The sequence below is a fragment of the Limnothrix sp. HT2024 genome, assembly GCF_059138625.1.
On the sequence record NZ_CM181121.1, the window covers coordinates 509,201 to 523,883 of the forward strand.

Below are 14,683 nucleotides of genomic sequence, written 5' to 3' on the forward strand. Positions count from 1 at the left end.
GCGATCGGGTAGGGATAACCTGCCCGATCGCTTGTCATTTAGGATGAGTGCATTGGTTGGGTACGAATCCATTGGATTGATGCATAGGGATTGGTGCATAGGGTATCGATACCTGCGCGATCAGGCACAGCAGCGGTGACAAGACTGGTGATGAGACTATGGTGGGTTGGCTGATTCTGGATGGACTCTTGGCCCTGTCTGGGTTAGGAATCGGGATCTTTTGGGTGCGATCGTGCCAATCCTTGGCCGGGGCATCGCGGCTGGAGCCGGTGGATCTCGCGGAAGTTCCGGCTCGATCGATTGCGGTGGTGATCCCTGCCTACAACGAAGAAGTAAATATCGTGGATTGCGTGCGATCGGTCTTGGCCAGTGAGCTACCGGACACTGTGGAATTACAAGTGTGGGTCGCTGATGACCAATCGAGCGATCGCACCTTGGCCCTGGCCGCAGCCTTGATGCCCACCGATGCCCGGTTGCGGGTGCTGCGAGTGCCCCCGCGCCCCACGGAGCAATTGTGGTTAGGCAAAAACTGGGCCTGTGTCCAAGTGACAGAGGCGATCGGGGAAACCGTAGACTATCTGCTGTTTATTGATGCCGATGTGCGGTTGGCTCCTGGGGCGATCGGGGCCGCCTTGACCCTCGCCGATCGCCAACAAATCGACTTGCTCAGTTGCGCTCCCCTGTTGGTTTGTGGCTGCCTCTCAGAATGGTTGGTGCAGCCCATTGTGGCCAGCGCCATGGCCATTGCCTTTGACTTCCGCACCTTGAACGATCCCGAATCACCCACAGCCTTTGCGGCGGGGCCCTTCATGTTCTTTCGGCGATCGAGCTATGCCGCCATTGGTGGCCATGCCGCCGTGGGCCATGAATTAACCGAAGACCTGGCCCTCGCCCGCCAGATTCGTCAAAGTGGGCGATCGCTCCATTTCGCGCTGGGGCTGGGGTTAATGCGCGTGCGGATGTACCAGAACTTTGCGGCCCTGTGGGAAGGCTGGACTAAGCATTGGCACATTGCCAACCAAAACAACATCCCCAAAACCCTGATCTCAGCAGCGGGGTTATTTGGCGTGTTTGCCATGCCCTGGCTGGGGCTATTGATCGGAGCGATCGGGTTACTGATTGACGGCCCCTCACCCCTTGGCTTTGTGTCCTTTGGGCTGGCACTTGCCACCACGATCGCCGTTTGCGGGATGCGCTGGGCGATCGCCCAACAAACTGACCAATCCCTACGCTACTGGTGGCTGATGGGTGTGGGGGGCGTTTTGGTTTTCGCGATCGCGATCGCCTCAATCATCAAAGTCGAAACCGGCTGGGGATGGACTTGGCGCGGCCGCCCTTTAACCCAAAGTTCCTAGGGTCTGTCGTCAAATCGCCTGAAACCCTGATTCCACCGTGAACGGATCAGCAAGGGGCTTAAGCCCCTTGTCTGGGGTGGTTAGAGGATGGCAGATCAACCGCTTTCACTGGATCTTGGGGAGCAAGGGGCTTAAGCCCCTTGTCTGGGGTGGTTAGAGGATGGCAGATCAACCGTTGTCACTGGATCCCAGGACAGGACAACAGGTCATAACCCCTGATCCCTAACAGCGAACCGGAAAGCTAACTGGGGAACGATTTTTGGACCATCAAGCAATTGCGTTTGCCATAGCGACGGTAACGCACCCGCCGCGACAATTGCTCCATAAACATCAATCCCCGTCCTGATTCCTTCTCCAAAGGACTGCGCTTTTCTTGTTTCAGTAAAGCCAACTTCGCGTCCCAATCAAAGGGATCGCCGTAATCCCAAATTTGAATATTTAAACAACGCCCGCAACGGCCCACTTCAACCACGATCGGGGTGTGGGGAGGGCGATGATGGTGCGCATGGCGAGCTGCATTCGTAAATCCTTCCGTCAAAATCAACTGGCACTCCCACAAAAATTGTGGCGGCAGCGATTCAGGAATAGCCCGCTTCAAAATGACATCAAACCACTGCAACAACGAAGGAAGTTCCTGAAGATCCGTTGTGAGGTGTAGGTGCGATTGATGGCTGGTGGGCATCCAGCGGTTATCCGTTTGATAGTCCCACCAATGGTGCAAACGGGGCCCCAACACCTGAGTCCACCATTGCTGCCAGCGACGGGGCCGCAAGCAATCTCGCAACCAGGCAAGGCGGCCGCGCAGAGATTTAAAGCGGTTTGATTTGATCGAACCTTGAGGACGCGCGCCCATGTGACTCGCCTAACTACATTGCGCCGCTGCTGCGGGAAAACAGAAGTGCGACGGTTTTGAGAATGAGTTTTAAATCGTGCTGCAAGCTCCAGTTTTCCTGATATTTCAGGTCTAGGCGAATCACATCCTCAAATTTTTTCACCGTCGATCGCCCATTAACCTGCCACTCACCGGTCATTCCAGGACGCACATCTAACCGCTGCCATTGGGGAACCTCATAGCGCTCCACCTCATCAGGCGTGGGCGGCCGAGTGCCCACCAGGCTCATATCTCCCCGCAACACATTCCAGAATTGGGGTAGCTCGTCCAGGCTGGTGCGGCGTAAAAAACGACCAATGCGAGTAATGCGGGGATCGTTGTCATTCTTGAAGAACGCACCCTCAGCTTGGTTTTTGACCTCCTTACGCCGGGCTTCTGCATCAGAAACCATGGAGCGAAATTTCCAAAGCCGAAACCGCTTACCCATCCAACCGCAACGGGACTGGCTAAAAAGAATGGGGCCGGGGCTATCAAGACGAATCGCGATCGCGAGGGGAACAAACAAAACGCCCAAAATGGTCAGCCCCACCAATGAACCCGCAATATCGAGGGTGCGCTTCACCCACGATCGCACCGAAGGGTGAGTGGCCGGTGGCAACACCTCTTCTGATCCGGCCTTGGTGCTCATGAGGGCGGTGGCCCGTTCGATCGGCAACATCGCATCCAAGCCAGTCATGGACAACACGGCCATCACTGGTGGCTGCACATCCCGCAGCACAAAGCTCACACCCGTCGCATGGGCCAGCTTATAGCTACTGACCAATGCACCGATGCCGCTGCTATCCACAAAAGCGGTGCGGCTGAAGTCCAGAGTGATTTGAACCGGAAGCGATTCCGATTCACAGAGCATTTTGCAGGTGTCCTTAAAATCAACGGCTTCCAGAACAGAGAGGCGCTCAGGGATATGAAGAACCGTTTCAGTGGTTCCAGCCACAGTTGAAACACCAATACTAGTCGGCTGCGAAGTCATAGAACCGTGCGAATCACGCGATGATTAGCAGTTGAACCTGAAACTGAAGACAGTTACGAATATCCTGTTGCACCCCTAGGAGAATGTCCGAGACGTAACTTGGGGTACTGGCAATGCAAAAGCTGCCTTCGGGGCAGGGGGCCTAAGCCCCTTGTCGTCGATCGATGGGACCCACAAGATAGCCATTTTGGCTTTTCAGACATTCCCTAACCGATGACTCAGGCTTTGAGGGCCTAAACATCGATTTTGCCTTTGCGGTCAGAATACCAGTGCGAGCTTGCAATGGTAGCAATGATGCGGTCAGCTACGACGAATTTTAGGATATTCGATCCGCTCATTCATATATAGCTCATCTATTGGCAGTTACTGGCCATTTGCGCCTGATTCTGATCGATGACGATCGATTTCACTTGAGATTCCTAAATACTTCTATAGTTTTCGATTAATGGCGTAGCTGATAGAGGTTCTAGGAGTCGATCGCCCTGAAACCAGTTCCCAAATTTTGAGCAAACGATCCTGAAAAGGGAGCCGATCGCTTCAAGATCGGCCCCATTTCCCCAGCCATTGGCCAGCACCCACCAGCAACCATCAGCCAGCCGGCCTAAAAGCCGCTAATGCCGTCAGCGGGAGCGCCCACCAGGTATGCCACCACTCGCTTACCCAGCAGCACCTTCGTATCGCAGCCCACAGACTCGAAGGTGACCTGACCAAAATCGAGACCGGTGATGCGATCGATTCCTCGCTCAAAGTCCAGAATTGTGACGGTTCCGGGCCGATCGCCCAACACGAACGTATCGCGTCCCGCGCCACCGCCCAAGGTATCGTCGCCTTGGCCACCGTCTAGCCAATCATCTCCATCGTTGCCTAACAGCAGATCTTTTCCCCAACCGCCAAAGAGGGTGTCATTGCCATTGCCACCGCCCAAGGTATCGTCGCCATTCTGACCAACCAACAGATCATTGCCTTCACCACCCAACAGCCGATCGGCATCCGCTTCGCTGCCCAGGAGATCTCGGGTTACTCCCCCATCAAGGTCACCAAACAGGGTGTCGTTGCCCGCGCCGCCCACCAGCAGGTCTTGGCCCAAATCGCCCCACAGAAAATCATCATCGCGGCCGCCCCACAGGGCATCCTGACCACTGCCCCCAAAGATCCGATCGCGCCCGGGGCCCCCTTGCACCACGTCATCCCCCGCGTTGCCGTTGAGCTGGTCGTTGCCCGTGTCGCCGTAGAGGTTATCGTTGCCGCCTAGCCCAAAGATGCGATCGGCTCCCTCGCCACCCCGAAATTCTTCGCTGCGTCCCGATCCGGTGATGAAATCGCTAGAGTTGCGGCCCAACGTGGCCGGCTGGGCGATCGAGTTCGGCCGAAACTGCACCCCGGGTAAATCAGGCAAGGGCGGCGGTGCTGGCTGCGTCGCCAGATTACAAACAGGGGCCCGTGAACTACCGATCGGCGTAATCGTCGAAATATTCGGGAAAGTGACCCCTGACCCCGAGTTCGATCCGCCATTAATCACAATGCCCCGCGACGCATCGATCACGACTCCCGGGCCACTGGTGGTTGGTGTGCTGCTTCCACCGGTTGGTGTGCTGCCTCCTGATGTGCCTCCAGAAGTGCCGCCTCCAGAGGAACCACCTCCGCTAGCCGTGTCGTTATCGGTGTTACTAGCTGTAATCGTGAAGGTTTTACCTGAGTAATTAGCATCACTGCTTGTTAAGGAACCATTGATGCTGTAGGCAATATTGCCATCCACCAGTGAGTCATCAACACCCGTAACGGTCACAGTTTTAGCTGTGCTCCAGTTGGTGTTATCAAAGTCCACTGAAGCGGGTAAAACAGTTCCCTCAGTGGTGTCAGAACTGGTCAAATTAACAGTGACTTTACTGGTGGGTGGCGAGGTCAGCACTAGCGTAAAGGTTGCCGTGCCGCCAGCTTCAGTAGTAATTAGTCCTGATGCTGGTGTGCGTACAATATCGGCCGTGTCATCGTCTGTGTTGCTGATATTAACCGCTACATCACTGAGTCCATTATATTTGGTATCTGTGGAGCTGGGATCAAGTTTGATTTGATAGGACTGGTTACCATCTTTAACGAGATCATCAACACCTTTGACGGTAACCGTTTGATCAGTATTCCAAGTGCTAGGCGTAAACGTTAAAGAAGTTGGAGAAACTGTTCCTTCACTCGTGTTTGTACTTGTTAAAGAAACAGTTACATCATTGGTAGGCTGAGATTGGAGCTTGACCGTAAAGTCTGTTGTTCCGCCGCCTTCGGTGGTTGTTAAACCCGTCGTTGGTGTAAAGGTTAAGCCCGCCGTGTCATTATCAGTAATCGTAATATTTTGAGAAGTGGTCGTGCCCAAGACCAGCCGACTTGAGGGACTGCTGAGAGTTAGGGTTGCGGTCTCGTCATCCTCATCAATGGAGTCATTGACGACCTTAAAAGTAGCTGTTCCCGAAGTCTTTCCATCAGGAATTGTGATAGTGGCTGTGCTGCTTGTTAGCCCATTCAAGGTGTAGTCACCGGTTGTAATTCCTGTTCCGGTGACCGTTAAGGTAACTGTCTGATTTCCTACGACTGAATCATCAGTTGCAGCATTTCCATCATCAGTCGTCGCAGTGACAGTGATATCTGTTGTTCCAGCTTCGGAACCAGTGGTTGCGCTGGTTGTAATCTGAACAGGAATTTGAACCGACTTATAATCACCCGCAGCATACAGCGTGAGACTACTTGGGGATCCCCAATTAGCAGAATTGTTAATGGCATCTAGCCATTGTTGTCTAGTACCAGAAAAACTACCGAGTGTAGAAAATTCACCAAGTGTATAAGGAGACTTGAAATTGGGTAATTCTACAAAAGCCTTAGCTGCATCTAGCGCAGCAACCTTAGCACTATCATTAGGATTACCAGAACTACCTTCAAAGCCATCGCCCTCGAAATCCAACTGGTAAATGATTTGTGAAATAGAGTTGAGCGGATCGCTTGAGTTGGAAGACTGAAAGGCAATGATTTGATCGCCGTCTGTATCAAAAGTAAGATTGCTGTAGACATCGCTACTGGCCCTGATACCAGTAGCAGGGAGTGACCCACTACTTGTCCAGGTAAATAATGAGGATGTAGCAGCACTGCTAATAACTGTCCCTCGAGGGATCTTGTTGCCACTAGTTACCTTAAACTTAACCAGCTCCTCAGCACTATTTCTCAGACTAGTTCCCGTCCAGCCTTTTGTGGTGAAGTAGATTTCAGTGTCTGCTTCCAAAGGAACTAGGTTGATGAAAAGGAATGTGCCCGAGGTGCTACTGCTGGCAGTGCGTTGGTAGCCAACGATCGCGATATCGCCGGGGGTCAGGGTGGTAGGCATGATGCTTCCTCGTGACGATCGAAGAAATTAAGAAAAGGACGTAGACAACCAATTAACCCTGTCGCAAACGATTGACCGAGCGACAAAGGCGACGACCAAAGACCGGATTTGACGATCGCGCGGCTTGGTCTGACGCAAATCGGAAAATCGGGGCTTTGGAGTGAGATTCACGAAAACTTTAAAAGAAACCTTAAGATGCAGCCCCAATTTAACTATACCCAAGCGGATGAGCGGAATTTCTGCGGAGGGGTGCGAAAATCGGTAGGCAACTCTGGGCGACTAAGAGCCTGGGCCCAAAACTCCAAAATTTGTAGCGATCGCGACAGCAAGCGGATCAGACCCATTAACCTTTTCTTTACCCAAGCGGTTTATGCTAGCCGCCGTTTGCCCCTGTCATTATTCACCACACACCAACGGGCGGCGCAATCGGCAGTTTTAGCCGCCGCGAGGCAGTTTCCTCGTAAAGCAACCCACTCGACTTCAGCTCATCGCCGATTTCAAATCAGGTTTCAGATTTCAGACCTCAGACTCGATCGGTTGATTGACTTCACCCCTTACGGAAGCTCTATGAATTACTCACTCCTGCGTCGAATGACCCGTCACGCGGCTGCTGGCTCGATCGCAGCCCTGGCCCTCTCCCTAGCCGCCTGTGGTGGCGCACCCCAAGCAGGCAACAGCCCCGCCGCTGGCGAAAGCCCTGCTGCCGGTGCTAGCCCCGCTGCGGCAGAAGCAACGACCACCGTCAAAGTTGATGGCTCCAGCACCGTGTTTCCGATTTCGGAAGCCATGGCTGAAGAGTTCATGAAAGTCAACACCAGCACCAAGGTGATTGTGGGATCGTCGGGAACCGGTGGCGGTTTCAAGAAGTTCTGCGCTGGGGAAACCGATATTTCCAACGCTTCGCGACCCATCAAAACAGAAGAAATTGAACTCTGTAAGAAGGGCAACGTGGAATATGTGGAGCTGCCCATCTCCTTTGATGGCCTCTCGGTGGTGGTGAACCCCAAAAATGACTTCGCCGCCTGCTTGAGCGTTGATCAGCTCAAGAAAATGTGGGAACCGGCCGCGGAAGGCAAGGTGAAGAGCTGGAAGGATGTGGATCCGAAGTTCCCCGACAAGCCGATGACCCTCTACGGCCCCGGTACGGATTCGGGAACCTATGACTACTTCACCAAGGCCATTACCGGTGAAGAAGGTAAGAGCCGTGGGGACTACACGCCGAGCGAAGACGACAATGTGATTGTGCAGGGCGTGTCGGGTGATGAAGGTGCCCTGGGCTTCTTTGGCTATGCCTACTACGAAGCAAACAAGGATAAGCTGAAGCTGGTGGAAATCAAGGGCAAGAACGGCAAGTGCGTTGCTCCGAGCGCGACTTCGATCGCCGACGGTTCCTATGAACCCCTGTCGCGTCCGGAATTCATTTACGTCCGCAAGGATGCCCTCAGCCGTCCTGAGGTGAAGGCCTTTGTGGCATTCCAAATTGATGCGGCCAACAAGCAAATCATTGCGGATACGGGCTATCTGCCGCTGCCCGATGAGGTGCTGACGCTGGCGAAGGAGCGCCTGGAGAAGGGAGTGACCGGTTCCGTGTTCGGTGGCAAGGCTCCGGCTGGGGCTAAGCTGTCGGATCTGCTGGCGGCTGAAAAGGCCGGCGGTGCCGAGAAGAAGTAAACGGGTTCAGCCTGGTGCTGAGGGGCGATCGCCCGGGTCTTTAAAATCCTCACGGGGGCTTTAGATGGCGGGTCTGATCATCCCTTGGCCGTTGGTCTTGGCTGATGGCCTCGGCCTGTGGCAGATCCTTGGAATGGGACATTTGCGGCCGAACATCCAGAATTCGCGAAGGTTCGGCCGCCCCAGCCCATGACCAGGGGAACGCAACAGGCGTTGAGTTTTGATCAGCCCATTGCCGGTTTGCAGTTAAATCTAGAGAAAATCGAAAAGATTTTTGCGGGTTCCCGCACCCCTTCCCTATGGAGAGTTCCCTGCGCGATCGCGCACTTTGGCAGCCCAATCGTCAAGCGAGTCACCGTACAGAGTTGATCGTTCGACTGATTTTGGGTCTTTTTTCATTTGTATCGGTCGCCACAACGATCGGGATTGTTTTCACCCTGATCTTTGAGACGGTCGATTTCTTCAGAATCATTCCCATTTGGCGATTTTTCACGGAAACCCGCTGGACTCCGCTCTTTGCCAGCGCCCAATTCGGGATCATTGTCTTGATCAGTGCCACGGTGCTAACCACGGGAATCGCCATTTTGGTGGCTCTGCCCTTGGGTTTGCTGTCGGCCGTTTGCCTGAGTGAATATGCCAGCCCCAAGGTGCGACAGGTGCTGAAGCCGGCCCTAGAGGTGTTGGCGGGTGTGCCCACGGTGGTCTATGGCTACTTTGCTCTGCTGTTTGTCACACCGCTGCTTCAGAAAATCATCCCCGGACTGCAAGGGTTTAATGCCCTGAGTGCGGGGATTGTGTTGGGTGTGGCGATCACGCCGCTGATTGCCTCTCTGAGTGAAGATGCGATCTATGCCGTGCCCCGGAGTTTGCGAGATGGCTCCTATGCGTTGGGGGCCACGAAACGCGAAACCATCATTGCAGTCGTGCTACCGGCGGCCTTGTCGGGGATTGTGGCTTCGGTGATTTTGGCGGTGTCGCGGGCGATCGGGGAAACCATGATCGTGGCGATCGCAGCGGGTCAGAATGCCACTTTGGGTCTGAATCCCTTTGTCTCCGCCATGACCATGACGGCATACATCGTGCAGGTCAGCCTTGGGGATACGCCGGCCGGGTCGATCGCCTACCGAACCCTGTTCGCAGTGGGTACCACCCTGTTTGTGATGACCCTGGTGTTGAACGTGTTCAGCTTTTGGTTTGTGCGTCGCTTCCAGGAAAAATACGACTAATGGCTATCTCAAACGAATCCCAAGGGCGATCGCGCGCGTTGCTCTTCAACCCTCGTCTGGATCAGCGCTACGTCAAGGACAACATCTTCGCTGGGGCCACCTGGGTGGCCACTGGGTTCGCCATCCTGATTTTGGTGGTGCTGCTGGTGGATACCTTCATCGATGGAATGCCCCGCATTAGCTGGCAATTCATCACGAGCCTGCCCTCGCGTAAGCCGGAGTTGGCCGGGGTGGGCGCAGCATTAGGTGGTTCCATTTGGCTGCTGGTGCTGACAGCGTTGATTGCTTTCCCGATCGGGGTGGGTGCGGGCCTGTACCTGGAAGAATTTTCACTCGAATCTTGGTGGTCTCGCCTGATTGAGATCAACATCTCCAACCTGGCTGGCGTACCCTCGATCATTTATGGTTTGCTGGGATTGCAGGTGTTTGCTCGCTGGCTGCAACCCATCACCGGCGGCCGCAGCGTTCTGACTGGGGCCCTAACCCTCTCATTGCTGATTTTGCCGGTGATCATCGTGGCCACCCGCGAAGCCCTGCGCACCGTCCCCGACGGTCTGCGTCAGGCAGGTTTTGCGCTGGGGGCAACCCGTTGGGAGGTGGTTTCGGCCCATGTGTTGCCGCTGGCCCTGCCGGGGATTTTGACCGGAACCATTTTGGCCCTGTCCCGGGCGATCGGGGAAACCGCCGCGCTGATCACCATTGGAGCCTTAACCTTCGTTCCCTTCATCCCCAACAATCCCCAAAGCCCCTTCACGGCGCTGCCGATCCAGATCTACAACTGGGTCTCCCGACCTCAGCAAGGTTTCCACATCAACGCCGCCGCCGGGATTGTCATCTTGATGATTGTTCTGTTGGCCATGAATGGCACGGCAATTCTGTTGCGCAACCGGTTCCAGAAGGCCCTCAACTAGTGCTTAGGATTCCTAGGATTCCTGGTTTTTTGGGAATTCTGGTAACCGGTGCGTTTTATAGTTCTGCAAACGTTCTGCGGTTGATCGATCAGATTAGAACTCATACCCTTCTCATGGCCCGTAATCACCGGATCCAGATGATGGGGTTGAGATCGACCGCGCTGGATGCTGATGTTTCGACCTTCTCCCTTGCTTCTTCACTTTTCAGTTCAGGTTTGACTGGTATGCAATCTTCTGTCACGTCCAATGCGGTGTTATCTGCCCGATCAGTCTCGGTCTACTACGGTCCCAGCATCGCGGTGCGCGACGCATCACTAGACATCCCCCGGGGCGAAATTGTGGCCTTCATTGGCCCCTCCGGTTGTGGCAAGAGCACGATTTTACGTTGCTTTAACCGAATGAACGACCTGGTTCCCAGCGCCCGCGTTGAGGGACAAATCACCTACAACGAAGAAGACCTCTACGGCCCCAAGGTCGATGCCGTTTCCATCCGTAGCCGCATTGGGATGGTATTCCAGCGCCCGAATCCCTTCCCCAAATCCATTTACGAAAATATTGCCTTTGGGGCCCGCATCAATGGCTATCGCGGCAACATGGATGAGCTAGTTGAAAGCTCCCTGCGGCGGGCTGCCCTTTGGGATGAGGTGAAGGACAAGCTGCGCGACAGTGGCTTGGCCCTTTCCGGCGGGCAACAACAGCGCCTTTGCATTGCCCGCGCTGTGGCCATTCAACCGGAAGTGATCCTGATGGATGAGCCTTGCTCGGCCTTGGATCCAATTTCCACCCTCCGAATTGAGGAACTGATTAAGGAACTGAGTGGCGACTACACGATCGTGATCGTGACCCACAACATGCAACAGGCTTCGCGGGTGAGCGATCGCACGGCCTTCTTCAACGCCCAAGCCACCGACTCGGGCAGCAAGGTTGGTTATTTGGTGGAGTACGATCGTACGGAACGCATTTTCCACGATCCCGTAGAAGAAGCCACTCGCGATTATGTAACCGGTCGATTCGGCTAAAGCCAAAGACCATAGCCCTGAAAAGAATCCTCAGAGGATGTCTGGGAAGTAACTTGGGGCGCTTGCAAAGGTGCTAGTAGCTGTAGGAGCAAGGGGCTTAGAGGGTGTCGTCAAATCACCCAAAACTCTGATTCCACCGTAACGAGATCGTTGGGAGCAAGGGGCTTAAGCCCCTTGTCTTCGTCGGTCGATGCCAACCCACAAGGTAGCCATTTTGGCTTTTCAGACAGCCTCTAAATGCTTAAACGAAGGAGAGGATGCGTTCAAATTTCAATGAACCAGCATCCTCTCCTTTTTTATGGTTGCACTTCTTTAGGGTTGCGCTTCGTCTGAACTGCGCTTGAAGAGCTGCGGTAGATTAAATCTTGAAAGGGATCTGAGTAACGTCGAAGCTGTGGCGTTAGGAGTTGACAGGTGGTGCAGATATACAATTGCTGAAATCGGCTTCAGCCGGGCTTAGGCGCTTCCTGCCCATTATTTCTGGCCCACTTACTGAAAACCCATTCACCCCTGCAACTAATGAATTGTGATCAACTAATGCTGCAATCAGTTGTGACAAAAATTCCAACAGGAATGACACAAACATCGCTTCAATGGCGATTGGGATGACCCAAAGCTTCATCAAAGCTTTCATCTACCATCATTGAGGACAGCAGAACCGGCGCAAACAAAACGGCAATTACGAGTAGCACAGACATTGATGAACCTCCCTTTTGGGTGAAGGGTAGAGGTAGGAGTTGCATCGCTCAACCGATGCGGGATAGATGCTTTCTGGGTGAATTGCTTTGTACTTGAATTGTGTCACGATCGCCCGATCGAGCCAGTGATGGTTCAGCCCGTGGCGCGTGACAGTGCTCGGCGGCCTTGTCGATCGCTGTCGTCAATCTGAGCGATCGCGATCGCACCCCCATGGTGTCCCAGTGCTCGTCTCCTAGGTTAGATATTCCTAGGTTAGGCATTCATGGAATCAGCCACGGGATGAATGATCTGGATTTTCCAGATTCCAGCTTCCTAGATTCCAGCGCAATCCAGAGTAATCACCAGTTTTTTACAAGATTTCCTTGAGAAATTCTCTGAGAGCGATTTCAAGGCATTTCAGGCCAGTTCTGGGGCGATCGATCCGGCAACAACTGATTTCGCGTATGATTAGGGCCGCTCAAGCCAAGACGAGTTGGCAAACCAATTCAACCCAAATTCGTCGCTACTGGACTTGGGTGCTGGATCTTGAGAAGTAGCAGTTGAGAGGGTGGCGGTGGCCTACAGGGCCTTGAAGCAATGGCTCGCTCGTTACCGGGAGAGCATTGCTAAAGCGATCAATCGTCCAAACGGTCACGAAGGTCAATAGATCATCGAGAGCATTTCGACCATTGAACCCTAACCCAAAGATCGCTTTTCATCTCCTCTGGTCAGGATAAATTGCTCGTTAGCAAATTGCCAATTAAAGCACCAACTTTGCTGTTTGGCTTATTGGCCCATTTAATTGGTCGGCTATCGATGCTCCGATGCCCATTAGCCTACATCAGAATCGGCAAAATTCATCCCTTTCTTCATTTAGCGATTCACTGCTTCTAAATTCTATGCAAATTCGCCGCGTTCAACCCAATCCGGCCATTGCCGTTGACACCTTGCGCTATCAAGTGCGTGTGCCCGATAGCGAGCCTCGCCATATTTTGGAAAAAATCGTTTGGCACAAGGAAGCAGAGGTCGATCGGCTGCGGGAATCGTTACCCCTGGTTAAACTTCAGCAACGAGTGCGAGAAACCCAGCCCCCTCAAGACTTTTTAGCCGCATTGCGCCAACCGCCAGCCCCTCAACCAGCGCTAATTGCGGAAGTGAAAAAAGCCTCCCCCAGCAAGGGCGTAATTCGTGCGGATTTTGATCCGGTGGCGATCGCCCAAACCTATGAGGCCAGCGGTGCAGCCTGTTTGTCGGTGCTGACGGATCAGGAGTTTTTTCAGGGTAGTTTCGATTATTTGGCGCAAATTCGGCAGGCGGTTAATTTGCCGCTGCTCTGTAAAGAATTTGTGCTTTATCCTTACCAAATTTATCTGGCTCGATCGCTCGGGGCCGATGCCATTTTGTTAATTGCAGCCATCTTGACTGATACGGATCTGCAATATTTCTTGAAGATTATTAATGCCTTGGGAATGACGGCATTGATTGAGGTGCATACCTTGGCCGAATTAGACCGGGTTTTGGCCCTGGATGGGGTGAAATTGGTGGGGATCAATAATCGGGATTTAGCCACATTTCAGGTGACGCTGGAAACCACGATCGCCCTCTTAGAACAACGGGGTGAGCAACTGCGATCGCGCGATATTTTGGTGGTCAGCGAATCGGGCTTGGGCAATCGTTCGGATCTCGATCGGGTAATGAATGCCGGAGCCGGAGCCGTGTTGGTGGGGGAATCCCTGATGCGTCAGCCGAATGTGGCCCAAGCAGTCACGGATTTGCTGCATGGCACAACCGATCGTGCATAAGCCTCTAGATCAACGCCAGTCCGTCAAGCATCCACCGTCGTGAGGGTGGTTGAGCGGTCATTTACGGCAATGGTGAAGCACCAATGGCTGAGGGAGAAAGGGTTTAGGACTGATCGTCAAATCGCTCAAAAACTCGATTCCATCGTGGCGAAATTGTAGAGGGCAAGGGGCTAAAGCCCCTTGTCTGCGTCGATCATGGGGGCGTACAGCGTAGCAACTTGGACTTTCCAGGCCTTCTCTTAAAGATTGATTGATTCAACAATCAGGTAGTACTGCAACTCAGTAATGATGAACAGGTGACAGCCTTTCTGGACAAGCAATCTTGCACTGGAAATCATCACTTTGCAGACAGTGCCGAAGTTTATTCTATGAATGCAAATATACCAACTGGTTCTAAAAAACTAGATCAGTCTTGCCTGTCAGTGCTACAAATCACTGCCTAAAGCCGCCATTCATTCTGAAGTTAGAGTGATGTTGCTGCCTAAAACTAATCTTAGGTGTTATCTTGAGTCAGCCTACTTTTGCAGAGTCGATCGCAAATTTATTTTGATAGGGTAAAGATATTGGATTTTTTTGTGCGATTTTTTACACTCGAATATTTTCTTGTGTAATTTTTTACACCCAATCAATTTCTTTCACGATTTTTTTACAAAGCTCCGATAGAGTTAGCAGTCAGCAATCAACCTAAGGACACAAGGGAAATGGGAGCTGCTATTTGCTTTGAAATGAAACAGATAAGTTACTTGATCTGTTCATAATTTTAAGCAGATTTTACAGTCCAAGTTCATGACCTGA

10 protein-coding genes are annotated in these 14,683 nt (G+C 53.1%); 6 read left to right on the forward strand and 4 right to left on the reverse strand.

Annotated features, from left to right (window positions below):
• The first annotated feature begins 158 nt into the window (after positions 1-158).
• Positions 159-1,355: a glycosyltransferase family 2 protein gene (locus tag AC2IAX_RS02140; RefSeq protein ID WP_494389123.1), complete on the forward strand. Its 1,197-nt coding sequence runs from the start codon at positions 159-161 to the stop codon at positions 1,353-1,355.
• A 241-nt stretch (positions 1,356-1,596) separates the two neighbouring features.
• Here the strand turns inward: AC2IAX_RS02140 and AC2IAX_RS02145 are convergent, their stop codons facing one another.
• The 3 genes from AC2IAX_RS02145 to AC2IAX_RS02155 form a co-directional block, all read right to left on the reverse strand.
• Positions 1,597-2,208 carry an ATP-binding protein gene (locus tag AC2IAX_RS02145; protein WP_494389124.1) on the reverse strand — a complete coding sequence of 204 codons (612 nt, stop codon included), beginning with the start codon at positions 2,206-2,208 and terminating at the stop codon, positions 1,597-1,599.
• Positions 2,209-2,221: 13 nt separating this feature from the next.
• A complete protein-coding gene (locus tag AC2IAX_RS02150; protein WP_494389125.1) occupies positions 2,222-3,217 on the reverse strand; it encodes a sugar transferase in 996 nt (331 codons plus the stop codon).
• 601 nt (positions 3,218-3,818) lie between these two features.
• Positions 3,819-5,126 (reverse strand): calcium-binding protein, encoded by a 1,308-nt coding sequence (locus AC2IAX_RS02155; protein ID WP_494389126.1) that lies wholly within the window; start codon positions 5,124-5,126, stop codon positions 3,819-3,821.
• Between the two features lie 2,022 nt (positions 5,127-7,148).
• On the opposite strand from AC2IAX_RS02155, the gene AC2IAX_RS02160 reads away from it, so the two are divergent.
• From AC2IAX_RS02160 to pstB, 4 genes are all read left to right on the forward strand, one after another.
• Positions 7,149-8,252, forward strand: a complete 1,104-nt coding sequence (locus AC2IAX_RS02160; RefSeq protein WP_494389127.1) for a PstS family phosphate ABC transporter substrate-binding protein — start codon at positions 7,149-7,151, stop codon at positions 8,250-8,252.
• Positions 8,253-8,551: 299 nt separating this feature from the next.
• Positions 8,552-9,478 (forward strand): phosphate ABC transporter permease subunit PstC, encoded by a 927-nt coding sequence (gene pstC / locus AC2IAX_RS02165; RefSeq protein ID WP_494389128.1) that lies wholly within the window; start codon positions 8,552-8,554, stop codon positions 9,476-9,478.
• The gene (pstA, locus tag AC2IAX_RS02170) at positions 9,478-10,389 is read left to right on the forward strand and encodes a phosphate ABC transporter permease PstA (protein ID WP_494389129.1); all 912 of its coding nucleotides are present in this window, start codon (positions 9,478-9,480) and stop codon (positions 10,387-10,389) included. Before pstC ends, pstA begins: the two co-directional genes overlap by 1 nt.
• A 224-nt stretch (positions 10,390-10,613) precedes the next feature.
• Positions 10,614-11,408 (forward strand): phosphate ABC transporter ATP-binding protein PstB, encoded by a 795-nt coding sequence (gene pstB / locus AC2IAX_RS02175; protein WP_494389130.1) that lies wholly within the window; start codon positions 10,614-10,616, stop codon positions 11,406-11,408.
• Between the two features lie 400 nt (positions 11,409-11,808).
• On the opposite strand, the gene AC2IAX_RS02180 is transcribed toward pstB, so the two are convergent.
• Positions 11,809-12,042, reverse strand: coding sequence for a hypothetical protein (locus AC2IAX_RS02180; RefSeq protein ID WP_494389131.1), 234 nt, complete (start codon positions 12,040-12,042; stop codon positions 11,809-11,811).
• 943 nt (positions 12,043-12,985) lie between these two features.
• On the opposite strand from AC2IAX_RS02180, the gene trpC reads away from it, so the two are divergent.
• On the forward strand, positions 12,986-13,888 hold the full coding sequence (trpC, locus tag AC2IAX_RS02185; RefSeq protein WP_494389132.1) for an indole-3-glycerol phosphate synthase TrpC: 903 nt from the start codon (positions 12,986-12,988) through the stop codon (positions 13,886-13,888).
• The last annotated feature ends 795 nt before the right edge of the window (positions 13,889-14,683 follow it).